Genomic DNA, 25,688 nt, shown 5'->3' with positions numbered 1-25,688 from the left:
GGTCTGACCGGACCAACCGACAGTGCTTTAAACGACCTTTTACTGTTTTTTCGCTAGCCGGCGGATGCCGCAATTCCGCTGGCTGTTCCTGATCTCTTCGACACCGACCGACATCATGGCCAACCCGATCCTCGACCCGAACGCTCCCGCCTTCACGCGCCGCTACATGAACCTCGCCGATCCGCGCCTCGGCGCGCAGGCGCTGTTCGCCAGCGACGAATTCTTCGCGCCGAAAGAGCGCATGCTCGACCCGCAGCCGGCGGTGTTCATCCCGGGCAAATACGACGACCACGGCAAGTGGATGGACGGCTGGGAAACGCGTCGCAAGCGCACGACCGGCCACGACTACTGCGTGATCCGTCTCGCGCGGCCGGGCGTCGTGCGTGGCGTAGATCTCGATACGAGCCACTTCACCGGCAATTTCCCGCCGGCCGCGTCGATCGACGCCTGTCATAGCGACGCCGACGTGCCGCCCGATCACGCCGACTGGCAGCCGCTCGTGGCGGCCACGACGTTGCAGGGCAACCAGCATCACTACGTCGAGGTGAACGACCCGCACCCCGTCACCCATCTGCGCGTGAATCTGTACCCGGACGGCGGCCTCGCGCGACTGCGCGTGTACGGCCAACCGCAGCGCGACTGGACGCGTGTCGAGCGCGGCACGCTGCTCGATCTCGCCGCGATCGAAAACGGCGCCTATCTGGTCGCCGCGAACAACCAGCATTTCGGGCCGGCCTCGCAGATGCTGATGCCGGGCCGCGGCGTGAACATGGGTGACGGTTGGGAGACGCGGCGGCGTCGCGAGCCGGGCAACGACTGGGCGATCGTCGCGCTTGCGCGGCCTGGCGTGATCCGCAAGATCGAAGTGGACACCGCGCACTTCAAGGGCAACTTCCCGGACCGCTGCTCGCTGCAGGCGGCATCGGTAACGGGCGGCACCGACGATTCGCTCGTCACCCAGGCGATGTTCTGGCCGGTGCTGCTCGGCGAACAGAAACTGCAGATGGACCACGTGCACACGTTCACGGATGACCTCGCCGCGCTCGGACCGGTCACGCACGTGCGCTTCAACATCTTCCCGGACGGCGGCGTGTCGCGCCTGCGTCTGTGGGGCGAGATCGCCTAACGTCGAGCAATGGAGCGGCACCCATGAAGATCCTGCAGATGGAGCGCCTGACGCGCGCGGCGTTCGCACCGTTCGGCGACGTGATCGAACTCGACGGCGCGCGTCATTTTCCGATCAACGGCGGCACGACCGAGCGCTATCACGACCTCGCGCGGGTCGACGTGGTGGAGGACGGCGGCCGGCCGCTCGTCAACCTGTTTCGGGCGCAGCCGCGCGCGCTGCCCGTCGAGATCACGATGATGGAGCGGCATCCGCTCGGCAGTCAGGCTTTCATTCCCTTACGCGCGGGCCGCTATCTGGTGGTGGTCGCGCCGGCCGGCGAGTTCGACGCGGCAAGCATGCGCGCGTTCTGGACGGACGCGTGGCAGGGCGTCAATTACGCGAAAGGGGTCTGGCACCATCCGCTGCTCGCGCTGGATCAGGTCAGCGATTTCATCGTCGTCGATCGTGGCGGCGACGCGCCGAATTGCGACGAATTGCAACTTTCCGAGCCGTGGCGGCTCGCCTTCGAGCCCAGCGTGGAACTGATCGGATAGCGACATTGGCTGCCGCATCGAAAAAAAGACCCGGCCGATGATCTCCATCGGCCGGGTCTTTTTCCACTTGGCGGGCCGCCTGATCCCTGCGGTCCGCAACGCATCGATATCAATGCTTGCGATGCGGGCAATTCTCCTTGGTGCATACCCCATACAGCGCCAGCGCGTGCTCCTGCAGCTTGAAGCCGCGAGCCTTGGCAATGGACTGCTGACGGCTTTCGATTTCGGGGTCGAAGAATTCTTCGACGATCCCGCAATCGAGGCAGACGAGGTGGTCGTGGTGCGACCCTTCGTTCAGTTCGAACACCGCCTTGCCCGATTCGAAATTGCTGCGCGAGAGCAGGCCGGCCTGCTCGAATTGCGTCAGCACGCGATAGACGGTGGCGAGACCGATATCGAGTTCTTCGTGCAGGAGGTTGCGGTAGACGTCTTCGGCGGTCAGGTGACGCACCGGGCTGTGCTGGAAAATCTCAAGAATTTTGAGGCGCGGAAGGGTCGCCTTGAGCCCGATATTCTTGAGATCGGTTGGATTGGTCATGACAAGGGATCCCTAGAGTACAATGCTGGGCTCTCATAGTAATGTGTTTTTGCCGTTCTGGTCATCTTCGATGGAATGAGCGCGGCCCGCAAGTGGGCCCGCACGGTGAGTGAAATGATTTCTAAATCTCAATTGATCTACCGGGGGAGCCGCATGCGGGGTACCTTGATCGCTGTTGCGACTGTCGCGGTTCTTGCCGGATGTTCCACATACGACAGCCTGACCCAGCGCATTGCCCAACGCATTACGCCGTATCGTATTACGGTTGTGCAAGGTAATTTCGTGTCGCAGGAAATGGCCAATCAGATGAAGGTCGGCATGACGCGCGCGCAAGTGCGTCAACTGCTCGGCACGCCGCTATTGACCGACATGTTCCATGCCGAGCGCTGGGACTATGTGTTCTATTTCAAGCGCGGCTCGACGTCGATCGTGCAGCAGCGCGACTTCGTGGTGTTCTTCTCGGGCGACCTCGTGACCCACTGGACGGGCGGCGAGGATCTGCCGACCAATCTCGAATTGCTGGCTGAAATCGACGGCGACCGCAGTGGCCGTCGCCCGAACGCGACGCCGCCGCGCGCGACGAGCGCGGCCGAGGCCGCCAACGCCGTGGCCGCCAGCGACGCAGCCGCCGCGAGCGGTGCCGCTGCTGCAGCGGCACCGGTCACGGTAGATACGACGCGCTCGCCGTCGGTCGAAGGTGCCCAGCAAGCCGCTACGCCGTCCATGGACGCCAACGCGGAAGCCGCCCAGGCCGCCAATCGCGCGACGAGCGCGGTGTCGCCGACAAACGGCGCGCCGTCGGTGCGTTCGGCCGTGCCGAGAGCGGGCGCAGGCGGCATCCCGACTCAAGGTCCGACGGCTGCTGGCCAGCCGCAGTTCCAGTTCAAGCGGCCGCCGCCGCCGGCTCCGGACAACGAGAGCAACCCGGTTGGACCGACCGGCTCGCAAAACAGTGGTAGCCCGGCGCAGACCGGTTCGCCGTCGACGTCGGGAACGAGCAACTGATTGGCTCGTCCGTGTTGTGAGGCGGGCTGCGCGCCATCCGCGCAGCGCCCGCCGGATGTGCGTTTGTCCGGCGGCAGGTTAGGCCGGAAAAGTGCCGCTTGGGCCGCTTGAATGTGTGGCCGCAGTGGGCCATCAGTTGCTCGCCCGAGCGACATCCCGGTCAGCCACGGGCTTTGGCCCCGGGAGCGAGCCGGCCGATTCCGCCACCAGATCCTCGCGCCTCGCGGCGCTTGTCCCTGTATCGCCCGGGCGCGTTCGCCGGCACACTAGTCGGTGCATGTGCCGGGCGCCGTTCCGGTTGACTCTTCTCGAATCCTCATCGTCATGAAAATTGCCATTGCTGGCGCATCGGGCCGTATGGGCCGCATGCTGATCGAAACCGTCCTCAACGATGCCGACGCCACGCTGTCCGGCGCGCTCTGCCGCACGGGCGCGGCGCAGCTCGGCCAGGACGCCGGCGCATTACTCGGCAAACAGACCGGCGTGCTGCTGTCCGACGACATCGAGCGCGTGTTCGCCGAATCCGACTATCTGATCGACTTCACGCGCCCCGACGCGACGCTCAGGCATCTCGAAGCGGCGCAGCGCCACAACGTCAAAATGGTGATCGGCACGACCGGCTTCGACAATGCCCAAAAAGCGCAGCTGCGCGCGGCGGCGGAGCGGATCGGCGTCGTGTTCGCGTCGAACATGAGCGTCGGCGTGAACGTCACGCTGAAGCTGCTCGAATATGCGGCGAAGCAGTTCGCGACCGGCTACGACATCGAGATCATCGAAGCGCATCATCGCCATAAGGTCGACGCGCCGTCCGGGACCGCGCTGACGATGGGCGAAGTGATCGCCAACGCGCTCGGCCGCAATCTCGACGACTGCGCGGTCTACGGCCGCGAAGGCGTCACCGGTGAGCGCGATCCGTCGACGATCGGCTTCTCGGCGATTCGCGGCGGCGACATCGTCGGCGATCACACGGTGCTGTTCGCGGGCATCGGCGAGCGCATCGAAATCACGCACAAATCGGCGAGCCGGTTGTCATATGCACAAGGCGCGCTTCGTGCTGTACGCTTCCTCGAAGGCCACGACAATGGCTTCTTCGACATGCAGGACGTGCTCGGCCTGCGTTGAGCGGAAGCGGTTGCGCATAGGCGGGGCCGCGCATCCTGAGCGCGCCCTCCCGAAGTCACTTTCCCATGGCGAGGTCAGATGGCAGGCAGCAGCGGCATCATCCATTACCTGCAAACGAGCGATGCGCTCACGCATGGCGTCGCCTATGTGCTGCTGGCCATGTCGATTGCGAGCTGGTGCTTTCTGATCGTCAAGAGCTGGATTTTGACGCGCGCGAAACGCCAGGCCACGCGGGCGATCGCGCGATTCTGGCAGGCGCCGACGCTCGCCGAAGGCGTCGCCATCCTGCGTCGCACCGACCGCGAGCGGGTGTTCGCGCCGCTCGCCGAAGCAGCGCTCCAGGCGGCCGAGGTCGACATTCCGGGCGCGCTGCTCGCGCGCGTCGAGCGTAGCGAACGCGTGCTGCGCGCGTTGCGCCAGGCGCTCAATGCGTCGCAGCGGCGGCTCGAATTCGGTCAGGTGCTGCTCGCCTCGGTCGGTAGCACCGCGCCGTTCGTTGGGCTGCTCGGCACCGTGTGGGGCATCTATCACGCGCTCGGCAGCATCGCGGCGAGCGGGCAGGCGCAAATCGAGAACGTCGCGGGACCGGTCGGCGAGGCGCTGATCATGACCGCGTTCGGTCTGGTGGTCGCGATTCCGGCGGTGCTCGCGTACAACGTGCTGGGCCGCCTCGTGCGGCAATTGTGCGAGGAGCTGGACGGCTTCGCGCACGATCTGCATGCGTACGTGTGCGCGCCGGCCGAGCACACGCCGCCGCCGCGCGCGCAGCAGGCGGCGCACGAGACGCACCGCTGACGCGCAACGCGGCGCGGCCTCAGGCACACGGCGGCGCGCCGCACAGCGCACAGTCAAGCTCAGACGCAAGGAGGCGGCATGGCATTCGGCGGACTTGAGAAGAAGCACACGGCCGGGCCGATGGCCGAGATCAACATGACGCCGTTGATCGACGTGATGCTGGTGTTGCTGGTGATTTTCATCATCACCGCGCCGCTGTTCTCGCACGCGATCCGGCTCGATCTGCCGAAGGTCGCGGCGGCGCCCGCGCGTCAGACCCCGCAGACCATTTCCCTGTCCATCGACGGCGCCGGCAAGCTCTACTGGAACGGCCAGCCGATCACGCCCGCGCAGATGAGCACGCGGTTCGCCGAGGCCGGCAAGCAGCCGGACCAGCCGGACATCCAGTTGCGCGCGGAGCGTTCGACGCGCTATGAGGTGATTGCGCAGGTGATGGGCGCCGCGCAGCAGGCGGGGCTCACGCGCATCGGCTTCGTGACGGACCCGCCGCCGCCCGTCGCTCAACATTGAGCGGCGCTGGGCCTGGCTGGGCGCGCGCCGCGTCGATGAATCCGGCCTGCCCGGCCGCCCACCACGCCGCGCGGCGCACCCGTCCGCGAACGGTATAATCAGCCCTTTCCCCGCCTGCGGGGAAACGACGCAACAACATCCTGCAGAGCACCAGGCCGGTGCGAAAGCACCGAACCCAGCGATCCCATCACACCATGCACGAAAAATACGTTCCCTCCGACGTCGAAGCCGCCGCGCAAGGGCAATGGCGCGCCATCGACGCCTACAAGACGACGGAAACCACCGACAAGCCCAAGTTCTACTGCGTCTCGATGCTGCCGTATCCGTCGGGCAAGCTGCACATGGGGCACGTGCGCAACTACACGATCAACGACGTGATGTACCGCTATCTGCGGATGAACGGCTACAACGTGCTGATGCCGATGGGTTGGGACGCGTTCGGCATGCCGGCGGAAAACGCGGCGATGGCCAACAACGTGCCGCCCGCGCAGTGGACCTACGACAACATCGCTTACATGAAGAAGCAGATGCAGTCGATGGGCCTCGCGATCGACTGGTCGCGCGAAGTCGCGACCTGCAGCCCCGACTACTACAAGTGGAACCAGTGGCTGTTCCTGAAGATGCTGGAAAAGGGCATCGCGTACAAGAAAACCGGCACGGTCAACTGGGACCCGGTCGACCAGACCGTGCTCGCGAACGAGCAGGTGATCGACGGGCGCGGCTGGCGCTCGGGCGCGCTCGTCGAAAAGCGCGAAATCCCGATGTACTACATGCGCATCACCCAGTACGCGGATGAGCTGCTGAACGATCTCGAAGGTCTCGGCTGGCCCGAGCGCGTGAAGATCATGCAGCAGAACTGGATCGGCAAGAGCTTCGGCGTGAACTTCGGTTTCCCGTACGAGATCGACGGCGAACAGAAGCTGCTGCGCGTGTTCACGACGCGCGCCGACACGATCATGGGCGTCACGTTCTGCGCGATCGCCGCCGAGCATCCGCTCGCCACGCGCCTCGCGCAAGACAAGCCGGAACTGCAGGCTTTCATCGACGAATGCAAGCGCGGCGGGGTTGCCGAAGCCGATGTCGCGACGATGGAAAAGAAGGGCATGGCCACCGGCTTTTACGTCACGCATCCGCTGACGCAGGAGCAGGTCGAAGTGTGGATCGGCAACTACGTGCTGATGACGTACGGCGAAGGCGCGGTGATGGGCGTGCCGGCGCACGACGAGCGCGACTTCGCGTTCGTGAAGAAATACGGTCTGCCGATCAAGCAGGTGGTGGCGCTCGAGGGCAAGGAATTCTCGACCGAAGCCTGGGCCGAGTGGTACGGCGAGAAGACCGGCACGCTGGTGAACAGCGGCAAGTACGACGGCCTCGCCTACGACGAAGCCGTCGATCGCATCGCCGCCGATCTCAAGGAGCTCGGCCTCGGCGACAAGCAGATCACGTGGCGTCTGCGCGACTGGGGCGTGTCGCGCCAGCGTTACTGGGGCACGCCGATTCCGATCATCCACTGCCCGAGCTGCGGCGATGTGCCGGTGCCGGAGCAGGATCTGCCCGTCGTGCTGCCGGAAGACCTCGTGCCGGACGGCACGGGCAATCCGCTCGCGAAGTCCGAAGCGTTCCTGAACTGCGCGTGTCCGAAGTGCGGCGGCGCGGCCAAGCGCGAAACCGACACGATGGACACCTTCGTCGATTCGTCGTGGTACTTCTACCGCTACGCGTCGCCGGACGCGAAGACGATGGTCGACGAGCGCACCGACTACTGGGCGCCGATGGACCAGTACATCGGCGGCATCGAGCACGCGATCCTGCACCTGCTGTACTCGCGCTTCTGGGCGAAGGTGATGCGCGACCTCGGCCTCGTGAAGTTCGGCGAGCCGGCCAGGAACCTGCTCACGCAGGGCATGGTGCTCAACGAAACTTATTACCGCGAAAATGAAGCGGGCAAGAAGACCTGGTACAACCCGGCCGATGTGACCGTGTCGTTCGACGACAAGGGCCGTCCGGTCGGCGCGGTGCTGAACGCGGACGGCCAGCCGGTCGTGCTCGGCGGCGTCGAGAAGATGTCGAAGTCGAAGAACAACGGCGTCGACCCGCAAATGCTGATCGATCAGCACGGCGCGGACACCGCGCGTCTGTTCGTGATGTTCGCCGCTCCGCCCGAGCAGCAGCTCGAGTGGTCAGGTTCGGGCGTCGAAGGCGCGAGCCGCTTCCTGCGTCGCGTGTGGAACTTCGGCTATACGAACGAAGCCGCGCTGCGCGCGGGCGGTCAGCTCGACGCCGCGCAATTCAACGACGCCGACAAGACGCTGCGTCGCGAGATCTATAACGTGCTGAAGCAGGCGGATTTCGACTATCAGCGTCTGCAATACAACACGGTGGTGTCGGCCGCGATGAAGATGCTCAACGCGCTCGACGGCGCGAAGGGCGCGCAGACGGCCGTGCTGCGCGAAACCTACGGCGTGATGCTGCGCGTGCTGTACCCGGTCGTGCCGCATCTGACCTTCCAGCTGTGGCAGGAACTCGGCTACGCGGACGACTTCGGCCCGCTGCTCGACGCGCCGTGGCCGAAGGTCGACGAGAAGGCGCTCGAACAGGCCGAGATCGAACTCGTGCTGCAGGTGAACGGCAAGGTGCGTGGCGCGATCACGGTCGCGAAGGACGCCTCGCGCGAAGTGATCGAGCAGCAGGCGGCCGCGCACGAAATGGTCGCGAAGTTCAGCGAAGGCAAAGCGCCGAAGAAGATCATCGTGGTGCCGGGCCGCCTCGTGAACGTGGTCGTTTGACGTTTCCACGCCTTCATTCTGCAGACGGAGCGCCGCCCGGCGGCGCTCCTCGGCACCGCGAATCCACTGCGAACCGGGAGCGAATGTGACTCGCAGATCGTTTTTGACGCTCGCTTGCAGCGTAATGATGTTGTCGGCCTGCGGCTTCCAGTTGCGCGGCCAGCAGGACTACGCGTTCAAGCGCCTCTATGTGGCGGGCGGCTCGCCCGCGGCCGTCGCGCGCTTCACGCGCATCGTGCAGGGCGGCAGCGACACCGTGGTGGTCAACTCGGTCGCCAATGCCGACGCGATCCTGCTGATCTCGCAGAACCGCAACATCAGCACGCTGACGCTGAATTCGCTGGGCGTCGTCGCCGAGTATCAGCTGAATCTGGCGATGACCTACACGCTGACCGGCAAGGATGGCACCGTGCTGATTCCGGGCAGCGTGATCTCGCTGAACCGCGCGATGACCTATAGCGACCAGTTCTCGCAGGCGAAGGCCGCCGAGTCCGACATCCTGTTCGCCGACATGGAAAACGACGCGGTCGATCAGCTGGTCCGCCGTCTCGGCGTGGTGCGCTCGATGCATCCGACGCCGGCCGAGGCCGTGCCGGCCGTCGTGCCGCGCGCGCCGTTGCCGCCGCCGCCGCTGTGAACGTCGCGCAGATCGTGCTTCGTCGAATCTTCTCCATCCCGTCGACCGCCAGCCATGCAACTGCGACCTGACGCGCTCGAAGCGCATCTCGCCAAGGGCCTCGCCGGACTGTACGTCGTGTACGGCGACGAGCACCTGCTCGCGCAGGAAGCCTGCGACCGCATCCGCGCGGCGGCGCGCGCGGCCGGTTTCACGGATCGCTCGGTGTTCACGGTCGAGCGCGGCTTCGACTGGAGTTCGCTCCTTGGCGCGAGCCAGTCGATGTCGCTGTTCGGCGACCGCCAGCTCGTCGAATTGCGCATTCCGTCGGGCAAGCCGGGCAAGGAGGGCGCCGATGCGCTGAAGGCGCTCGCGTCCACCGTCAACGACGACGTCCTGACGATGATCACGCTGCCGCGCCTCGACGCGGCCACGCAAAAATCGGCATGGTTCACCGCGCTCGCCGACGCCGGCGTCGCGCTGAAGATCGATCCGGTCGAGCGCGCGCAGTTGCCGAACTGGGTCGGGCAGCGGCTCGCGGCGCAAGGTCAGCGCGTCGCGGCCGGCGAGGAAGGGCGTCGCGCGCTCGCGTTCATCGCCGAGCGCGTCGAGGGCAATCTGCTCGCCGCGCATCAGGAAATCCAGAAGCTCGGGCTGCTGTATCCGAGCGGCTCGCTGAGCTTCGATCAGATTCAGGACGCGGTGTTGAACGTCGCGCGCTATGACGTGTTCAAGCTCAACGAGGCGATGCTCGCGGGGGACGTCGGCCGTCTCGCGCGCATGCTTGACGGGCTGCGCGGCGAGGGCGAGGCTTCGGTCCTCGTGCTGTGGGCCGTCGTCGAAGAAGTGCGCACGCTGTTGCGGATCAAGCGCGGCGTCGCGGCCGGCAAGCCGCTGGCGATGCTCACGCGCGAGAACCGCGTGTGGGGTCCGCGCGAACGGCTGATCGGGCCGGCGCTGTCGCGCGTTACCGAAGCGGCGCTCGAGAAGGCGCTCGCGCTCGCGGCGCGGCTCGACCGTCAGGTGAAGGGGCTGTCGGGCGGCACGCCGGGCAATCATCGTCATGATCCGCCGCCCGATCCGTGGGACGGCCTGTTCGAACTCGCCATGACGGTGGCCGCGCCGAAGCCGTCGGCAGCGCCGCCAGTGCCGCCGTCGCGACCTCGGGCGCCAACTGCGGCGCCAGCGCGGCGGCCAGTCTGAAGCGGCGTGGGCGAGCGTGGATTCACATCGCAACGCTCAGCCGGTTCGCATGCAGACCCCCGCGGTTCGCTGGCCACACGCTCGAGGCACCCCATCGGCGCACCCGCCGCCCGCACCCGAGCAAAGCCCCAGTACCCGACTTACAATCGTTTGATCTTTCGCTAATCTTGCCCGACCACCGCACGCCGACGTGCAAGGCATCACGAGAATGACCATGGATATCGACCAGTACATGACCGACCTCGGCCGGCGCGCCCGCCAGGCTTCGCGCGCGATGGCGCGTGCCTCGACCGCCGCGAAGAATGCGGCGCTTGCGGCTGTCGCCGAGGCTATCGAGCGCGATGCCGATCTGCTGAAGGCGGCCAACGCGCGCGACCTCGAACGCGCCCGCGGGAAGGGCCACGACGCCGCGTTCATCGACCGTTTGACGCTGTCCGACAAGGCGCTGAAGACGATGGTCGAAGGCTTGCGCCAGGTCGCGGCGCTGGCCGATCCGATCGGCGAGATCAGCAATCTGAAGTATCGGCCGAGCGGCATCCAGGTCGGCCAGATGCGGGTGCCGCTCGGCGTGATCGGCATCATCTACGAATCGCGTCCGAACGTGACCATCGACGCGGCCGCGCTGTGCCTGAAGTCCGGCAACGCGACCATCTTGCGCGGCGGCTCGGAAGCGCTCGAATGCAATACCGCGCTCGCGAAGCTGATCGGCGAAGGGCTCGAAGCGGCAGGTCTGCCGCAGGACGCGGTGCAGGTCGTCGCGACCTCGGACCGCGCGGCGGTCGGCAAGCTGATCACGATGACCGAATACGTCGACGTGATCGTGCCGCGCGGCGGCAAGAGCCTGATCGAGCGTCTGATGAACGAAGCGCGCGTGCCGATGATCAAGCACCTCGACGGCATCTGCCACGTCTATGTCGACGATCGCGCGGACCTGGCCAAGGCGCTCAACGTTTGCGACAACGCCAAGACGCATCGCTACGGCACCTGCAACACGATGGAGACGCTGCTGGTCGCACGCGGCATCGCGGCGCAAGTGCTGCCGCCGCTTGGGCAATTGTATCGCGGCAAGGACGTCGAGCTGCGCGTCGACGCGGCGGCGCGCGCGGTGCTCGCCGATGCGGGCGTCGGCCCGCTCGTCGACGCGACCGAGGAAGACTGGCGCACCGAATATCTCGCGCCGGTGCTCGCGATCAAGGTGGTCGACGGCATCGACGCGGCGATCGAGCACATCAACACGTATAGCTCGCAGCACACCGACGCGATCGTCACCGAAGATCACGACCGCGCGATGCGCTTCCTGCGCGAAGTCGATTCGGCGAGCGTGATGGTCAACGCGTCGACGCGTTTCGCGGACGGCTTCGAGTTCGGCCTCGGCGCCGAGATCGGCATCTCGAACGACAAGCTGCATGCGCGCGGCCCGGTCGGCCTCGAAGGGCTGACCTCGCTGAAGTACGTCGTGCTGGGTCACGGCGAAGGCCGTCAATAACAACGAATCGAAGCACCACGACAGGAACCCGCCGATGCTCTGGGTAAAGACGTTTCACATCGTATTGATTGCTTCCTGGTTTGCCGGCCTGTTCTATCTGCCGCGCATCTTCGTCAATCTGGCGATGGAAACGGAACCCGCCGCGACGGCGCGTCTTCTGCTGATGGCGCGCAAGCTGTTCCGCTTCATGAGCTTCATCGCCGTGCCCGCGATCGCGTGCGGCCTGTGGTTGTGGCTCGTGATCGGCATCGGCAGCGGGGAGGGCTGGATTCACGCGAAGGTCGGCGTGGTCGTGCTGCTCGTCATCTACCACGCGTACTGCGGTGTGCTGCTGCGCAGGTTCGAGCGCGGCGAGAATCGCCGTTCGGACAAGTGGTATCGGATGTTCAACGAGTTGCCGGTGCTCGGCATGCTCGCGGCCGTTGCGCTGGTGGTGATCAAGCCTTTCTGAGCGGCTGACGGCGCCTGACTCCGATTGGCGCCGAGCTGGAAAAGACCAAAGGGCGGTGTGCCGGGTGAACGGCACACCGCCCTTCGTTTTATTTGCGCTCGCGAGTTACCCCTGCGGATCCACCCGCCGCCGATGAATCACCTCCTTCGTCTGCGCGAGCTTCTCCACCAGTTCCGGCCCACGGCTTAGCGCGACGCCGACCGCGAGAATGTCGCCGATCGCCAGATGCGACACGCGCGAGGTCATCGGCGAAAAGATGTCGGTATCTTCGTCGACGTTCGCAAACAGGCCCACGGTGGCGAGCCGCGCGAGCGGCGAGTTGCCGTGCGTGATCGCGATGACCTTCGCGCCCGCGTTCAGCGCGGCCTTCGCGGCGTCGATGATGTCGCGCGTGCGGCCCGTATTGGAGATCGCGACGACCACGTCCCCCGGCCCGAGCAGCGCGGCCGACATCAAAAAGGTATGCGGGTCCGAGTAGGCGACGCTCGGCATGCCGAGCCGAAAGAACTTGTGCTGCACGTCGAGCGCGGCGATGCCCGAGCCGCCCGCGCCGTAGAACTCGATGCGCTTTGCCTGCGCGAGCATGTCGATCGCGGCCGCGACGCTGTCCGAGGACAGGTTGTTGCGCACCTGGATCAGTGCGCCGATGGTGCGATCGAGCACCTTCGCGGCGACGCCCGGCGTCGGCTCGTCGGGCCGCACGTCGCGATAGACGGCCGGCACTTCGGCGGCGATGCCCTGTGCGAGGCGGATCTTGAATTCGCGAAACCCTGAAAAGCCGAGCGCGTGACAGAAACGCGCGATCGTCGGCTGACTCACGCCCGCGCGCGCGGCGACCTCGGTCATCGACAGATCGAGCACCTCGCGCGGCGCCTCGATCACGTAATCGGCCAGCTTGCGCTCGGACGGGCGCAGCTGCTCACGCATCTCTTCCACCTGGGACAGCATCATCGGAAAACTCGCACTATGCTGAAGACGTGTGGACTATATCCGATTGGCCGTTGGCGCACAAAAGCTAGGTACAAAAACTACATATTGGGGAGTAAGTGTATTCCCTGGGTTTCTGCTTCAAAGCGCCGAAGTACCGTCAATAGGGCGATTCAGCCGTCTGTGCGATGCGGCGGCGCAGCAGAATTCATCATTGATGGCGTGTAGTTTTTCTACTAAGATTGCATCGTTCGATTACACAACCCGCGATACCGCCTGGTGTCATGCGCGCCTGCCGCCAAAGACGAAGGAGCTCAGATGGTTTCCCCGCATTCGCAATTGTTGAAGGTCACGAAACGCGTGATCGAGCGCAGCAAGCCCACGCGTGAAGCGTATCTGGCCCGTATCCAGCATGCGCAGGGGCGCTTCCCGGCGCGCGGCGCGTTGTCGTGCGCGAACCTGGCCCACGGTTTCGCCGGCCTCGAAGGCAACGACAAGCTCGTGATCAAGCAGATCCGCGAGCCGAACATCGGCATCGTCTCGTCGTACAACGAGATGCTGTCGGCGCACGCGCCGTACAAAAACTACCCGGACATCATCAAGCAGGCCGCCCGAGAGAACGGCGGTGTCGCGCAATTCGCGGGCGGCGTGCCGGCAATGTGCGACGGCATCACGCAGGGCAACGCGGGCATGGAGCTGTCGCTGTTCTCGCGCGAAGCGATTGCGATGGGCACGGCCATCGCGCTCACGCACAACATGTTCGACGCGGCGCTGTGCCTCGGCATCTGCGACAAGATCGTGCCGGGCCTCTTGATCGGCGCGCTGCAATTCGGCCATCTGCCGACCATCTTCGTGCCTGCCGGCCCGATGGCGAGCGGCCTGTCAAACGACGACAAAGCCAAGACGCGTCAGCAGTTCGCAACCGGCCAGTGCGGCCGCGACGCGCTGCTCGAAGCGGAAGCGGCCGCCTATCACAGCCACGGCACCTGCACCTTTTACGGCACCGCGAACAGCAACCAGATGCTGATGGAAGTGATGGGCCTGCATCTGCCGGGCTCGGCTTTCGTGCATCCGCACACGCCGCTGCGCGATGCGCTGACCGCGCAGGCCGCGCGCCGCGTGCTCGATCTGACCGTCGAGCGCGGCCACTACATGCCGATCGGCCATGTCATCGACGAGAAGGCGATCGTCAACGGCATCGTCGCGCTGCTGGCGACCGGCGGCTCGACCAATCACACGCTGCACCTCGTCGCGATTGCGCGCGCGGCCGGCATCGTGATCGACTGGGACGATTTCGACACGCTGTCGCAGGCGGTGCCGCTGCTCGCGAAGATCTATCCGAACGGCAAGGCCGACGTGAACCACTTCCACGCGGCGGGCGGCGTCGCGTTCCTCGTACGCAACCTGCTCGAAGGCGGTCTGCTGCATGAAGATGTGAACACCGTGGCGGGCAAAGGCCTGAAGCGCTACACCGAGGAGCCGAAGCTGCTCGACGGCAAGCTGCAATGGGTGGCGGGCGTCGAGGCGAGCGCGGATACGGCAGTGCTGCGCGGTATCAAGGAGCCGTTCCAGCCGGACGGCGGCCTGCGGCTGATGCAGGGCAAGCTCGGCCGCGGCGTGATCAAGATCTCGGCGGTCGCGGCGCAGCATCGCAAGGTGAAGGCGCCGGCCATCGTGTTCGATTCGCAGGAAGCGGTGCAGGAAGCGTTCGACAAGGGCGAACTCAAGCGCGACTTCGTCGCGGTGGTGCGCTTCCAGGGCGCACGCGCAAACGGCATGCCCGAGCTCCATCGTTTGACGCCGCTGCTCGGTGTGTTGCAGGATCAGGGTTTCCATGTCGCGCTGGTGACCGATGGCCGCATGTCTGGGGCGTCGGGCAAGGTGCCGGCGGTGATTCACCTGTCGCCGGAAGCATTGCTGCAAGGCCCGATCGGCAAGGTCCGCACGGGCGACATGCTGGTGATCGACGCCGAAGCCGGCGTCCTCGACATCGAGATCGACGCGGCCGAATGGGCCGCGCGTCAGAGCGCCGAGCCGCTGCATCAGCCGGACAACGAAGTCGGTTTCGGCCGCGAGCTGTTCGGCGTGTTTCGTGCGGCGGCGGCGCCGGCCGAGCTGGGCGCTTCGGTGTTCGGCCAACTGGTCGGCGAGGGCGGCGCGCCTGTCGGACAGCACGGCCAAGCCGGCCATCACAAGCACGGCCATCAACACGGCGACCATCACACGAGCACCGCGCAAGCCGGCGCGGCGCTGCATAAATAAGGAGTCTGACTATGACGTCGAAAACAGTAAGCGATATCGTGCGCCTCGGCCCGGTGATTCCGGTGCTCGCGTTCGACACCGTCGAGCAGGGTGAACACGTGTCGCGCGCGTTGCACGCGGGCGGCGTGAAGGTGCTCGAAATCACGCTGCGCACGCCCGCGGGGCTCGGCGCAATCGAGCGCGCGTGCGGGCTCGCCGACGATATCGTGGTCGGTGTCGGCACGATCACGAAGCCCGAGCACTGCGAACAGGCGAAGAAGGCGGGCGCGCAGTTCGGCGTGTCGCCGGGCCTGACCAAGGAGATGCACCAGGCCGCGCAGGATGCGGGCTTGCCGTTGTTGCCCGGCGTGATGACGCCGTCGGACATCATTCTCGCGCTCGAGCTCGGCTACGAGATCGTCAAGTTCTTCCCCGCGCAGCAGGCGGGCGGCGTGCCGATGCTGCAGGCATTCCACGGTCCGTTCCCGGCGCTGAAGTTCTGCCCGACCGGCGGCATCACGCCCGAGACCGCGCCGCACTTCCTGTCGCTGCCGAATGTGGTTTGCGTCGGCGGTTCGTGGCTCACGCCGAAGGCCGCGCTCGCCGCGCAGAACTGGGATGAGATCACGCGCCTCGCGCGCGCCGCGAGCCAGCTGGCCGCCCCCGCGCACTAAACATCACCACTACGCTTCGGTTATCTGAACCGGGCCCAGGAGTCTCGTCGATGCAGCCGCACCAGGCTGTCGCGCTGAGACTCTTTTTTTGCGTATATGCGTGCTGGATTTGCGCGCGTTTTCTGGAAACAAACAGTAAAATTCAGCCACCGCGCGGCTAGCCGGGTTTTCGGGCATCGCGCAGGTTGCCGTGAGACGAAGTGCCGGCCGCATCCGCACTCTGAAATCAATAAACCAAAGGAGGGGATTCATGGAATCTGCCCACGGCAGCATGCTGCTCGTCTACGCGTTGATCGCGATCGCGTTGCTGATCTTGATGATCACGCGCTTCAAAATCTATCCGTTTCTCGTCCTGATCATCGTCTCGTTGCTGCTGGGCCTCGTGGCCGGCATGCCGATGCAGACCATCGTCAAATCGTTCGAAACAGGTAACGGCAACACACTTGGGCACATTGCCATCGTGGTCGGTCTCGGCACGATGCTCGGCAAGATGATGGCCGAATCGGGCGGCGCCGAGCGCGTCGCGACCACACTGATCAACTGGTTCGGCGAGAAGCACATTCACTGGGCGATGATGGTCGTGGCGATCATCGTCGGTTTGCCGGTGTTCTTTGAAGTCGGGTTCGTGCTGCTGATTCCGATCGCGTTCAACGTCGCGAAGCGCACCAACAAATCGCTGCTGCTGGTCGGCCTGCCGATGGTCGCGGGCCTGTCCGTCGTGCACGGTCTGATTCCGCCGCACCCGGCCGCGCTGCTCGCCGTGCAGGCGTATCACGCCGACATCGGCAAGACGATCGCCTATGGTCTGATCGTCGGCGTGCCGTGCGCAATCGTCGCCGGTCCGCTGTTCGCGCTGCTGGTGAGCCGCCATATCCAGTTGCCGAAGGAAAACGCACTGGCCGCGCAATTTCTCGCTCACGACGCGAATAACGGCAACGGCGCGACAGCCAACACACCGAAGCGCGAACTGCCGGGCTTCGGCATCACGCTGGCCACGATCCTGTTGCCGGTGGTGCTGATGCTGGTCGGCAGCTGGGCCGACCTGGTCTTCGAGCCGAAGACGCTGCCGAACGATCTGCTGCGCTTTTTCGGCAACACCGATGTCGCGCTGCTGACGGCCGTGCTGGTCAGCTTCTGGACCTTTGGCGCGAGCCGCGGCTTCAACCGCGAGCAGATCCAGAAGTTCTGCGGCGAGTGTCTCGCGCCGATCGCGGGTATTACACTGATCGTCGGTGCGGGCGGCGGTTTTGGCCGTGTGCTGATGGATAGCGGCATTTCGAAGGAAATCACCAACGTGGCGACCGCGATTCATCTGTCGCCGCTGATGTTCGGCTGGCTCGTCGCGGCGATGATCCGTCTCGCGACCGGTTCGGCCACGGTCGCGATGACGACCGCCTGCGGCATCGTCGCGCCGATCGCGTTGGCCGGCGGCGTGCAGGTGAAGCCGGAACTGATGGTGCTCGCGACCGGTTCGGGCTCGCTGATCTTCTCGCACGTGAACGACGGCGGCTTCTGGCTGATCAAGGAATATTTCGGCATGACGGTGGGGCAGACCTTCAAGACGTGGTCGCTCCTCGAAACCATCATCTCGCTGATGGGGCTGGGCCTGACCTTCGCACTCGCGGCGGTCCTGTAAGGAGTTTCAAATGATTCTGATCGCAATGGGCGTGTCGGGTGCCGGCAAGACGAGGATTGGCGAAATGCTGGCCGAGCGCCTGCATTGCGCATTCACCGACGGCGACGCGTTCCATAGCGCGGCGAACAAGGAGAAGATGCACCACGGCATCCCGCTCACCGACGAAGACCGTTGGCCGTGGCTGAAGACGATCCGCGCGGCCATCGAGGAAAAGCAGAAGGCGGGCGAGACGGCGGTGTTCACCTGTTCGTCGCTGAAGCGCTCGTATCGCGACATTCTTCGCGCCGGCGACAAGGACGTGTGCTTCGTCTACCTGAAGGGTTCGCGCGAGGTGCTCGCGGAGCGTCTGGGGCATCGCACCGGGCATTTCTTCGATCCGTCGCTGCTGGAAAGCCAGCTCGAGACGCTCGAGGAACCCGGCGACGATGAAGCGATCACGGTCAGCATCGATCTGACGCCGGAGCAGATCGTCGACGAGGTGCTCAAGCAGGTCGAAGCGCGCTGAGTCGTTGGCTTCTCCGCACTCTAGCTGCGAACGCAGGACGAAAAAAAGCCGCTCCGAGGAGCGGCTTTTTTTATGCGCTGCTGAAGCTGGGCCGGCTGATCAACCGATCCGCTTCGCCAGCTCGATGGCCTTCCCGATGTACGAGCCGGGCGTCATCGCGAGCAGACGGTCTTTCGCGTCCTGCGGAATCGCCAGACCGCCGATGAAGCTCTGCAGCGCCTCGCGCGTGATGCCCTTGCCGCGCGTGAGTTCCTTCAACTGCTCGTACGGGTTCTCGATGCCGTAACGGCGCATCACGGTCTGCACCGGCTCGGCCAGCACTTCCCAGCAGTTGTCGAGGTCTTCGTTCAGACGCTGCGCGTTGACTTCGAGCTTGTCGAGGCCGCGGATCAGCGAGTCGTACGCGAGCAGCGAGTAGCCGAACGCGACGCCGATGTTGCGCAGCACCGTCGAGTCGGTCAGGTCGCGCTGCCAGCGCGACACCGGCAACTTGTCGGCGAGATGGCGCAGCGTCGCGTTAGCGAGGCCGAGGTTGCCTTCGGAGTTTTCGAAGTCGATCGGGTTGACCTTGTGCGGCATCGTCGACGAGCCGATTTCGCCGGCCTTCGTGCGCTGCTTGAAGTAACCGAGCGCGATGTAGCCCCACACGTCGCGGTCCAGATCCAGCAGGATCGTGTTCGCGCGCGAAACCGCGTCGAACAACTCGGCCATGTAGTCGTGCGGCTCGATCTGGATCGTGTACGGATTGAACGTGAGCTTCAGGCGGTTCTCGACGACGTCCTTCGAGAACGCTTCCCAGTCGAATTCCGGATACGCGGACAAATGCGCGTTGAAGTTGCCGACCGCGCCGTTCATCTTGCCGAGCAGTTCGACCTTCGCGATACGCTCGATCGCACGCGCGAGACGCGCGGCGACGTTGGCCATTTCCTTGCCGAGCGTGGTCGGGCTGGCCGGCTGGCCGTGCGTGCGCGACAGCATCGGCTGCCCGGCCTGGGCGTGCGCGAGTGCGACGAGGCGTTGATGCACCGAGCGCAGCGCCGGCAGGATCACGTGTTCGCGCGCGCCGGCGAGCATCAGGCCGTGCGAGGTGTTGTTGATGTCTTCGGACGTGCAGGCGAAGTGGATGAACTCGCTCGCGCGCTCCAGTTCTTCCTGACCCTTGACCGATTCCTTCAGCCAGTACTCGACCGCTTTCACGTCGTGGTTCGTCACGCGCTCGATTTCCTTGATGCGCGCGGCGTCGTGCGCGGTGAAGCGCTCGGCCAGTTGCAGCAGGAACTGCTCGGACGCATCGGAGAAGCGCGGCACTTCGGCGAAGCCGGCGCGCGACAGCGCGATCAGCCAGTGGATTTCAACGGTCACGCGATTGCGCATGAAAGCGGCTTCCGAGAGCCAGTCGCGCAGGGCTTCGGTTTTGGCGGCATAGCGGCCGTCGAGCGGGGAGAGCGCGTTCAGCGCGAACAGGGTGTCGGGGCGGGTGTCGGACATGATGGGGACCGGGTTGAAGCGGTTGAGCGCTCAGCGAGCGGGTCGGGAACGGAGGGAACCGTGGATTTTACCACCGTGACGAGCTGGGCTTGCCCGGATGCGTCGGCCGCAACCGGCGCCGCTAGAATGCAGACTTCTTCCCTCTCGCCGGCAAGCGCAATCGCATGGAACTGAAATGGCTCGAAGACTTCATTTCGCTCGCGGAAACGCGTAGCTTCAGCCGCTCGGCCGAATTGCGCCACGTCACGCAACCGGCCTTCTCGCGCCGCATCCAGGCGCTCGAAGCATGGCTCGGCACGGAACTGATCGACCGTTCTGTTTATCCGACGCGGCTCACGGCGGCCGGCCAGGTGTTCAACGAACAGGCGCTCGCGATGCTGTCGCAATTCCACGAGGCGCGCGCGCTGCTGCGCGGCCACACGGCGACGCCGCAGGCGACGATCGAATTCGCGGTGCCGCACACGCTGTCGCTCACGTACTTCCCGCGCTGGCTGCAGCGCATCGAGGCGCAGATGGGGCCGATCCACACGCGGCTACGCGCGCTGAATGTGCATGACGCGGCGCTCTCGCTGGTGGAAGGCGGCTGCGATCTGATGATGGGCTATCACCATCCGAGCCATCCGGTCGCGCTCGATCCGGCGCGCTACGACATGCTGACGCTCGGCCACGAACCGATCAGCCCGTTCTCGGCGCCGGGCCGCGCGGGCCGTCCGCGTCATACGCTGCCGGGCTCGGCCGATGCGCCCGCGCCGTATCTGTCGTACACGCCGAACGCGTACCTCGGGCGCATGACCGAGGTGATTCTCGCGAACGCGCCGCAGCGCCTGTACCTGGACCGGCTGTACGAAACCGACATGGCCGAGGGGCTCAAGGCGATGACGCTCGCCGGTCACGGCATCGCGTTTCTGCCGCATAGCGCGGTCGAAGACGCGGTGGCCGAAGGCCGGCTGATCCGCCTCGATCGCGCGGTGCGCGGCACGCCCGAAGGACAGTTGACGCTCAGCATGGAGATTCGCCTGTACCGCGACAAGCTTGCCGCGAAAAGCGACGACGCGCGCCAGATCCTCGTGCGGCAGTTATGGGACGTGGTGTCGGAGGAACTCCGGCAGGGGAGCGCATAAAACCCGGCATAAAACTCGCGTTCGAACCTACGTCCCGACGACGCGAATTTGCGGCTTTCCGAACGTTATGCAAAATAAACATAACGGGATAAGGAAACGGCATTGGATTTCGATGCGGCGTTTTTCCACAATGCCCGTACTCGATCAAACGCCGGAGCGTTCATGTCATCCCAGCAACAAGCCGCCCAATCCGTCCAAGCCGCATCAACGTTGCAGTCCGTTCCCTCCTACCTGAATAAAGACGACCTCGGCCCCTGGGGCAACTACCTGCGCCAGGTCGACCGCGTCGCGCCGTATCTCGGCTCGCTGTCCCGCTGGCTCGAAACCCTGAAGCGCCCGAAGCGGATCCTCGTCGTCGACGTGCCCATCGAACTCGATAACGGCACGGTCGCGCACTTCGAGGGCTATCGCGTGCAGCACAACGTGTCGCGCGGTCCGGGCAAGGGCGGCGTGCGTTATCACCAGGACGTTACGCTCTCCGAAGTGATGGCGCTGTCAGCGTGGATGTCGGTGAAGAACGCGGCGGTGAACGTGCCGTACGGCGGCGCGAAGGGTGGCATCCGCGTCGATCCGCGCACGCTGTCGCGTGGCGAGCTGGAGCGCGTGACGCGCCGCTACACGAGCGAGATCGGCATCATCATCGGACCGAATACCGACATCCCCGCGCCGGACGTGAACACGAACGAGCAGATCATGGCGTGGATGATGGACACGTACTCGATGAACCAGGGCCAGACGGCCACCGGCGTCGTGACCGGCAAGCCGATCACGCTCGGCGGCTCGCTCGGCCGCCGCGAGGCGACCGGCCGCGGCGTGTTCGTGGTCGGCTGCGAAGCGGCTCGCCGCATCGGCTTCGACATCGAAGGCGCGCGTATCGCGGTGCAAGGTTTCGGTAACGTCGGCGGAATCGCCGCGCGGTTGTTCCAGGAAGCGGGCGCGCGCGTCGTCGCGGTGCAGGACCACACGGGCTCGGTGTACAAGTCCACCGGCATCGACGCGGTCGCGCTGCTCGATTACGTCGCGAAGACGGGCGGCGTGGGCGGCTTCCCCGAAGCCGACGCGATCGCCAACGATGAATTCTGGACGGTCGAATCCGACATCCTGATTCCGGCGGCGCTGGAAAATCAGATCACCGAAAAGAACGCCGGCAAGATCAGGACGAAGATCATCGTCGAGGGCGCGAACGGCCCGACCACCACGGCGGCCGACGACATCCTGCACGATCGCGGCATCCTCGTGATCCCGGACGTGGTTGCGAATGCGGGCGGTGTGACAGTGTCATATTTCGAATGGGTGCAGGACTTCTCGAGCTTCTTCTGGACCGAGGACGAGATCAACGAGCGGCTCGAGCGCGTGATGCGCGAAGCGTTCGCGGCGGTCTGGCAGGTGGCGAGCGAGCAGAATGTGTCGGTGCGCACGGCGGCGTTCATCGTCGCGTGTAAGCGGATTCTGCAAGCGCGCGAAATGCGCGGCTTGTATCCCTGATCGACCTTTTCTACTCTGTTTGTATTGGCGGTTACCCGGCCCGGGATTCGGGCCGGGAGGCACAACCGCCGCAACTTTTGCATCAGCGCGGTCCACAAGACGGCGTGTTTGACCGGCGGGCGGCATCTATCGATGCCGCCCGCCTTCGCATGCGCGCGAAACGGCGGTGCGACGGCGCCCCGGGCCCGTCGCGGCGTGCGCGCAACAACATGGTTAATAGCAATACTTTCAGAAAAATTACTTTGCTACACTGGCGCCGGTTCTTGCCAAGGAGATCAAGATGAAGATTAATAAGGCTGCGCTGCTGCTCGCGACTCTCGGATTGTTTACGGTCGGCGCGCACGCGCAAGACTCGGGCACGCTGAAAAAGATCAAGGACACGGGCGTCATTTCGCTGGGCCATCGCGAATCGTCGATTCCGTTTTCCTATTACGACGACAAGCAGAACGTGATCGGCTACTCGCAAGATTACGCGATGAAGATCGTCGAGGCCGTCAAGCAGAAGCTGAACATGCCGAACCTGAAGGTGAAGCTCGTGCCGATTACGTCGCAGAACCGGATTCCGCTCGTGCAGAACGGTACGGTCGACATCGAGTGCGGCTCCACCACGAATAACCTCGAGCGCCAGCAGCAGGCCGCCTTCACGAACACGATCTTCGTGATCGGCACGCGCCTGATGACCAAGAAAGATTCCGGCATCAAGGACTTCCCGGACCTGAAAGGCAAGACGGTCGTGACGACCGCCGGCACCACGTCCGAGCGCCTGCTTCGCAAGATGAACCAGGACAAGAACATGGGCATGAACATCATCAGCGCGAAGGATCACGGCGAGTCGTTCCTGACGCTGTCGACCGGTCGCGCCGCCGCGTTCATGATGGATGACGCGCTGCTCGCGGGCGAGCGCGCGAAGTCGAGCAATCCGGGCGATTTCGTGATCGTCGGCACGCCGCAATCGCGCGAAGCGTACGGCTGCATGCTGCGCAAGAACGACGCCGACTTCAAGAAGGTCGCCGACGATGCGATCGCGAAGGTGCAGACGTCGGGCGACGGCGAGCAGATCTACAAGCGCTGGTTCGAATCGCCGATCCCGCCGAAGGGCCTGAACCTGAACTTCCCGATGAGCGACGACATGCGTGCGCTGTTCAAGAACCCGAACGACAAGGCAATCGACTAAACGCTAGCCGCTTTTTCGACACTTTCGAAACGCTGAACGAAACGGAAGGGGCCACGCGCTTCTTCCGTTTCTTTTTGCTGGAGTCTTGGTCATGTCATATCACTGGAACTGGGGCATTCTGCTGAGTCCCGTCTCCACGGGCGAGCCGACTACCTATCTGGGCTGGCTGCTGTCGGGGCTGTGGGTGACCGTCACCGTGTCGCTGTCGGCATGGGTGATCGCGCTAGTCGTCGGCTCGCTGTTCGGCGTGCTGCGCACGGTGCCGAACAAATGGGCGTCGGGCATCGGCACCGTCTACGTCGCGATTTTCCGCAACATTCCGCTGATCGTGCAGTTCTTCATCTGGTATCTGGTGATACCGGAGCTGCTGCCCGTGTCGATCGGTAACTGGTTCAAGCAATTACCGCCGAGCGCGCAGTTCTTCTCGTCGTCGATCTTATGTCTGGGTCTCTTCACGTCCGCGCGCGTGTGCGAGCAGGTACGCTCGGGCATCAACGCACTGCCGCGCGGGCAGCGCGCGGCCGGTCTCGCGGTGGGCTTCACGCAATGGCAGACGTATCGCTACGTGCTGCTGCCGGTCGCGTACCGGATCATCGTGCCGCCGCTGACTTCCGAGTTTCTGAACATCTTCAAGAACTCCGCGGTTGCCTCGACGATCGGTCTGCTCGATCTGTCCGCGCAGGCGCGTCAGCTCGTCGACTACACGTCGCAGACGTATGAATCGTTCATCGCGGTCACGGTCGCGTACATGCTGATCAATCTGATCGTGATGCAACTGATGCGCTGGGTCGAAGCGAAGACCCGGCTGCCCGGCTATATCGGAGGCAAGTGATGCATCATTTCGACTGGAGCGGTATTCCGGGCGCGCTGCCTACGCTATGGACCGGCGCGATCATCACGTTCAAGATCACGCTGATCGCGATCGTGTTCGGCATCATCTGGGGCACCATTCTCGCGATGTTTCGACTGTCGTCGATCAAACCGCTCGAATGGTTCGCGCAGATCTACGTCACGCTGTTCCGCTCGATCCCGCTCGTGATGGTCCTGCTGTGGTTCTTCCTGATCGTGCCGCAGGTGCTGCAAAGCGTGCTCGGTCTGTCGCCCGATATCGACATCCGGCTCGCGTCGGCGATGGTCGCGTTCTCGCTGTTCGAGGCCGCGTATTATTCGGAGATCATCCGCGCCGGCATTCAGGCGGTGCCGCGCGGTCAGGTCAACGCGTCGTTCGCGCTCGGCATGACCTACGCACAGGCGATGCGTCTGATCGTGTTGCCGCAGGCGTTCCGCGCAATGGTGCCGCTGCTGCTCACGCAAGGTATCGTGCTGTTTCAGGACACGTCGCTCGTCTACGTGATCAGCCTCGCCGACTTCTTCCGCACGGCCACGAATATTGGCGATCGTGACGGCACGAACGTCGAGATGGTACTGTTCGCGGGCGCGTGTTATTTCGTGATCTGCGTGATCGCGGCGAGCCTCGTCAAAGGTCTTCAGAAAAAGGTCGCAAGATGATCTCTATCAAGAATGTTTCCAAGTGGTACGGCCATTTCCAGGTGCTGACCGACTGCACGACGGAAGTCAAAAAGGGTGAAGTGGTCGTGGTGTGCGGGCCGTCCGGTTCGGGCAAGTCCACGCTGATCAAGACCGTCAACGGCCTCGAGCCGTTCCAGAAGGGCGAGATCGTCATCAACGGCCAGTCGCTGACCGACAAGAAAACCAATCTGTCGAAGCTGCGCTCGAAGGTCGGCATGGTGTTCCAGCACTTCGAGTTGTTCCCGCATCTGTCGATCGTGCAGAACCTGACGCTCGCGCAGATCAAGGTGCTCGGCCGCTCGAGCGACGAGGCGACCGCGAAGGGCCTGAAGCTGCTCGAGCGCGTGGGTCTGCGCGCGCACGCTGACAAGTATCCGGGGCAGTTGTCCGGTGGTCAGCAGCAGCGCGTGGCGATTGCGCGCGCGCTCTCCATGGACCCGATCGCGATGCTGTTCGACGAACCGACCTCGGCGCTCGATCCGGAGATGATCAACGAAGTGCTCGACGTGATGGTCGAACTCGCGCAGGAAGGCATGACCATGATGTGCGTGACGCACGAAATGGGCTTTGCGAAGAAGGTCGCGCATCGCGTGATCTTCATGGACAAGGGCTTGATCGTCGAAGACGATCGCAAGGAAGACTTCTTCGCGAATCCGAAGTCGGATCGCGCGAAGGATTTTCTTGCGAAGATCCTGCACTGAGGTTGGCACGCGGGCCTCGTTCGTGAGGCTCG

Annotated in this window: 24 protein-coding genes; 21 read left to right on the top strand and 3 right to left on the bottom strand. The window is 64.6% G+C overall.

Annotated features, from left to right (window positions below; genetic code table 11):
* The first annotated feature begins 115 nt into the window (after positions 1–115).
* Both alc and CI15_RS04435 read left to right on the top strand, forming a co-directional pair.
* Entirely contained in the window at positions 116–1,126 is a 1,011-nt protein-coding gene (gene alc / locus CI15_RS04440; RefSeq protein ID WP_062124865.1) for an allantoicase, read from the top strand.
* A 23-nt stretch (positions 1,127–1,149) separates the two neighbouring features.
* On the top strand, positions 1,150–1,662 hold the full coding sequence (locus CI15_RS04435) for an ureidoglycolate lyase (protein WP_062124687.1): 513 nt from the start codon (positions 1,150–1,152) through the stop codon (positions 1,660–1,662).
* A 109-nt stretch (positions 1,663–1,771) separates the two neighbouring features.
* On the opposite strand, the gene fur is transcribed toward CI15_RS04435, so the two are convergent.
* Entirely contained in the window at positions 1,772–2,200 is a 429-nt protein-coding gene (gene fur / locus CI15_RS04430) for a ferric iron uptake transcriptional regulator (protein WP_062124685.1), read from the bottom strand.
* Positions 2,201–2,353: 153 nt separating this feature from the next.
* Between fur and CI15_RS04425 the strand changes: the two genes are divergently transcribed.
* The 9 genes from CI15_RS04425 to CI15_RS04385 all read left to right on the top strand — a co-directional run bounded on the left by CI15_RS04425 (position 2,354) and on the right by CI15_RS04385 (position 12,174).
* On the top strand, positions 2,354–3,205 hold the full coding sequence (locus tag CI15_RS04425) for an outer membrane protein assembly factor BamE (protein WP_062124683.1): 852 nt from the start codon (positions 2,354–2,356) through the stop codon (positions 3,203–3,205).
* A 324-nt stretch (positions 3,206–3,529) separates the two neighbouring features.
* Positions 3,530–4,327, top strand: a complete 798-nt coding sequence (dapB, locus tag CI15_RS04420; protein ID WP_062124680.1) for a 4-hydroxy-tetrahydrodipicolinate reductase — start codon at positions 3,530–3,532, stop codon at positions 4,325–4,327.
* A gap of 78 nt (positions 4,328–4,405) precedes the next feature.
* Complete coding sequence (locus CI15_RS04415) at positions 4,406–5,122, top strand: MotA/TolQ/ExbB proton channel family protein (protein WP_062124678.1); 717 nt, start codon at positions 4,406–4,408, stop codon at positions 5,120–5,122.
* A gap of 78 nt (positions 5,123–5,200) precedes the next feature.
* Positions 5,201–5,632 carry an ExbD/TolR family protein gene (locus CI15_RS04410; RefSeq protein ID WP_062124676.1) on the top strand — a complete coding sequence of 144 codons (432 nt, stop codon included), beginning with the start codon at positions 5,201–5,203 and terminating at the stop codon, positions 5,630–5,632.
* A 194-nt stretch (positions 5,633–5,826) separates the two neighbouring features.
* Entirely contained in the window at positions 5,827–8,418 is a 2,592-nt protein-coding gene (gene leuS / locus CI15_RS04405; protein WP_062124674.1) for a leucine--tRNA ligase, read from the top strand.
* An 85-nt stretch (positions 8,419–8,503) separates the two neighbouring features.
* Positions 8,504–9,055, top strand: a complete 552-nt coding sequence (locus CI15_RS04400; RefSeq protein WP_174543200.1) for an LPS-assembly lipoprotein LptE — start codon at positions 8,504–8,506, stop codon at positions 9,053–9,055.
* Positions 9,056–9,109: 54 nt separating this feature from the next.
* Entirely contained in the window at positions 9,110–10,237 is a 1,128-nt protein-coding gene (gene holA / locus CI15_RS04395; RefSeq protein ID WP_062124670.1) for a DNA polymerase III subunit delta, read from the top strand.
* 214 nt (positions 10,238–10,451) lie between these two features.
* Positions 10,452–11,723 carry a glutamate-5-semialdehyde dehydrogenase gene (locus CI15_RS04390; protein ID WP_062124668.1) on the top strand — a complete coding sequence of 424 codons (1,272 nt, stop codon included), beginning with the start codon at positions 10,452–10,454 and terminating at the stop codon, positions 11,721–11,723.
* A gap of 34 nt (positions 11,724–11,757) precedes the next feature.
* Positions 11,758–12,174, top strand: a complete 417-nt coding sequence (locus CI15_RS04385) for a CopD family protein (RefSeq protein ID WP_062124666.1) — start codon at positions 11,758–11,760, stop codon at positions 12,172–12,174.
* Positions 12,175–12,279: 105 nt separating this feature from the next.
* Here the strand turns inward: CI15_RS04385 and CI15_RS04380 are convergent, their stop codons facing one another.
* On the bottom strand, positions 12,280–13,125 hold the full coding sequence (locus tag CI15_RS04380) for a MurR/RpiR family transcriptional regulator (RefSeq protein ID WP_062124664.1): 846 nt from the start codon (positions 13,123–13,125) through the stop codon (positions 12,280–12,282).
* Between the two features lie 294 nt (positions 13,126–13,419).
* Here CI15_RS04380 and edd point away from each other — a divergent pair, with 294 nt between their 5' ends.
* The 4 genes from edd to CI15_RS04360 all read left to right on the top strand — a co-directional run bounded on the left by edd (position 13,420) and on the right by CI15_RS04360 (position 18,157).
* Positions 13,420–15,363 carry a phosphogluconate dehydratase gene (gene edd, locus CI15_RS04375; RefSeq protein ID WP_062124662.1) on the top strand — a complete coding sequence of 648 codons (1,944 nt, stop codon included), beginning with the start codon at positions 13,420–13,422 and terminating at the stop codon, positions 15,361–15,363.
* Positions 15,364–15,374: 11 nt separating this feature from the next.
* Positions 15,375–16,016 (top strand): bifunctional 4-hydroxy-2-oxoglutarate aldolase/2-dehydro-3-deoxy-phosphogluconate aldolase, encoded by a 642-nt coding sequence (gene eda, locus CI15_RS04370; protein ID WP_062124660.1) that lies wholly within the window; start codon positions 15,375–15,377, stop codon positions 16,014–16,016.
* Positions 16,017–16,266: 250 nt separating this feature from the next.
* Complete coding sequence (locus tag CI15_RS04365) at positions 16,267–17,652, top strand: GntT/GntP/DsdX family permease (RefSeq protein WP_062124657.1); 1,386 nt, start codon at positions 16,267–16,269, stop codon at positions 17,650–17,652.
* 10 nt (positions 17,653–17,662) lie between these two features.
* Positions 17,663–18,157 (top strand): gluconokinase, encoded by a 495-nt coding sequence (locus tag CI15_RS04360; protein ID WP_062124655.1) that lies wholly within the window; start codon positions 17,663–17,665, stop codon positions 18,155–18,157.
* 99 nt (positions 18,158–18,256) lie between these two features.
* On the opposite strand, the gene purB is transcribed toward CI15_RS04360, so the two are convergent.
* On the bottom strand, positions 18,257–19,645 hold the full coding sequence (gene purB, locus CI15_RS04355; protein WP_062124653.1) for an adenylosuccinate lyase: 1,389 nt from the start codon (positions 19,643–19,645) through the stop codon (positions 18,257–18,259).
* Positions 19,646–19,809: 164 nt separating this feature from the next.
* Between purB and CI15_RS04350 the strand changes: the two genes are divergently transcribed.
* The 6 genes from CI15_RS04350 to CI15_RS04325 all read left to right on the top strand — a co-directional run bounded on the left by CI15_RS04350 (position 19,810) and on the right by CI15_RS04325 (position 25,656).
* Positions 19,810–20,766 carry a LysR family transcriptional regulator gene (locus tag CI15_RS04350; RefSeq protein WP_062124650.1) on the top strand — a complete coding sequence of 319 codons (957 nt, stop codon included), beginning with the start codon at positions 19,810–19,812 and terminating at the stop codon, positions 20,764–20,766.
* A 162-nt stretch (positions 20,767–20,928) separates the two neighbouring features.
* Positions 20,929–22,251, top strand: coding sequence for a Glu/Leu/Phe/Val family dehydrogenase (locus CI15_RS04345; RefSeq protein WP_062124648.1), 1,323 nt, complete (start codon positions 20,929–20,931; stop codon positions 22,249–22,251).
* A gap of 280 nt (positions 22,252–22,531) precedes the next feature.
* Complete coding sequence (locus CI15_RS04340) at positions 22,532–23,425, top strand: glutamate/aspartate ABC transporter substrate-binding protein (protein ID WP_062124646.1); 894 nt, start codon at positions 22,532–22,534, stop codon at positions 23,423–23,425.
* Positions 23,426–23,516: 91 nt separating this feature from the next.
* Positions 23,517–24,257, top strand: a complete 741-nt coding sequence (locus CI15_RS04335) for an amino acid ABC transporter permease (protein ID WP_062124644.1) — start codon at positions 23,517–23,519, stop codon at positions 24,255–24,257.
* Positions 24,257–24,934 carry a glutamate/aspartate ABC transporter permease GltK gene (gltK, locus tag CI15_RS04330; RefSeq protein WP_062124642.1) on the top strand — a complete coding sequence of 226 codons (678 nt, stop codon included), beginning with the start codon at positions 24,257–24,259 and terminating at the stop codon, positions 24,932–24,934. The genes CI15_RS04335 and gltK overlap by 1 nt, the downstream gene beginning before the upstream one ends.
* Positions 24,931–25,656, top strand: coding sequence for an amino acid ABC transporter ATP-binding protein (locus CI15_RS04325; protein WP_062124640.1), 726 nt, complete (start codon positions 24,931–24,933; stop codon positions 25,654–25,656). The genes gltK and CI15_RS04325 overlap by 4 nt, the downstream gene beginning before the upstream one ends.
* The last annotated feature ends 32 nt before the right edge of the window (positions 25,657–25,688 follow it).

Origin of the sequence: Paraburkholderia monticola, assembly GCF_001580545.1 — a bacterium.
Lineage (GTDB): Bacteria > Pseudomonadota > Gammaproteobacteria > Burkholderiales > Burkholderiaceae > Paraburkholderia > Paraburkholderia monticola.
This window is presented reverse-complemented; position numbering and strand designations above follow the sequence as displayed.

Coding starts and splice junctions, on each gene's coding strand:
- CI15_RS04410 (WP_062124676.1), top strand. CDS start 5,201: ATGGCATTCGGCGGACTTGAGAAGAAGCACACGGCCGGGCCGATGGCC.
- gltK (WP_062124642.1), top strand. CDS start 24,257: ATGCATCATTTCGACTGGAGCGGTATTCCGGGCGCGCTGCCTACGCTA.
- dapB (WP_062124680.1), top strand. CDS start 3,530: ATGAAAATTGCCATTGCTGGCGCATCGGGCCGTATGGGCCGCATGCTG.
- edd (WP_062124662.1), top strand. CDS start 13,420: ATGGTTTCCCCGCATTCGCAATTGTTGAAGGTCACGAAACGCGTGATC.
- fur (WP_062124685.1), bottom strand. CDS start 2,200: ATGACCAATCCAACCGATCTCAAGAATATCGGGCTCAAGGCGACCCTT.
- purB (WP_062124653.1), bottom strand. CDS start 19,645: ATGTCCGACACCCGCCCCGACACCCTGTTCGCGCTGAACGCGCTCTCC.
- CI15_RS04390 (WP_062124668.1), top strand. CDS start 10,452: ATGGATATCGACCAGTACATGACCGACCTCGGCCGGCGCGCCCGCCAG.
- CI15_RS04385 (WP_062124666.1), top strand. CDS start 11,758: ATGCTCTGGGTAAAGACGTTTCACATCGTATTGATTGCTTCCTGGTTT.
- alc (WP_062124865.1), top strand. CDS start 116: ATGGCCAACCCGATCCTCGACCCGAACGCTCCCGCCTTCACGCGCCGC.
- CI15_RS04415 (WP_062124678.1), top strand. CDS start 4,406: ATGGCAGGCAGCAGCGGCATCATCCATTACCTGCAAACGAGCGATGCG.
- CI15_RS04345 (WP_062124648.1), top strand. CDS start 20,929: ATGTCATCCCAGCAACAAGCCGCCCAATCCGTCCAAGCCGCATCAACG.
- CI15_RS04360 (WP_062124655.1), top strand. CDS start 17,663: ATGATTCTGATCGCAATGGGCGTGTCGGGTGCCGGCAAGACGAGGATT.
- CI15_RS04335 (WP_062124644.1), top strand. CDS start 23,517: ATGTCATATCACTGGAACTGGGGCATTCTGCTGAGTCCCGTCTCCACG.
- CI15_RS04340 (WP_062124646.1), top strand. CDS start 22,532: ATGAAGATTAATAAGGCTGCGCTGCTGCTCGCGACTCTCGGATTGTTT.
- CI15_RS04365 (WP_062124657.1), top strand. CDS start 16,267: ATGGAATCTGCCCACGGCAGCATGCTGCTCGTCTACGCGTTGATCGCG.
- CI15_RS04325 (WP_062124640.1), top strand. CDS start 24,931: ATGATCTCTATCAAGAATGTTTCCAAGTGGTACGGCCATTTCCAGGTG.
- eda (WP_062124660.1), top strand. CDS start 15,375: ATGACGTCGAAAACAGTAAGCGATATCGTGCGCCTCGGCCCGGTGATT.
- leuS (WP_062124674.1), top strand. CDS start 5,827: ATGCACGAAAAATACGTTCCCTCCGACGTCGAAGCCGCCGCGCAAGGG.
- CI15_RS04350 (WP_062124650.1), top strand. CDS start 19,810: ATGGAACTGAAATGGCTCGAAGACTTCATTTCGCTCGCGGAAACGCGT.
- holA (WP_062124670.1), top strand. CDS start 9,110: ATGCAACTGCGACCTGACGCGCTCGAAGCGCATCTCGCCAAGGGCCTC.
- CI15_RS04380 (WP_062124664.1), bottom strand. CDS start 13,125: ATGATGCTGTCCCAGGTGGAAGAGATGCGTGAGCAGCTGCGCCCGTCC.
- CI15_RS04425 (WP_062124683.1), top strand. CDS start 2,354: ATGCGGGGTACCTTGATCGCTGTTGCGACTGTCGCGGTTCTTGCCGGA.
- CI15_RS04435 (WP_062124687.1), top strand. CDS start 1,150: ATGAAGATCCTGCAGATGGAGCGCCTGACGCGCGCGGCGTTCGCACCG.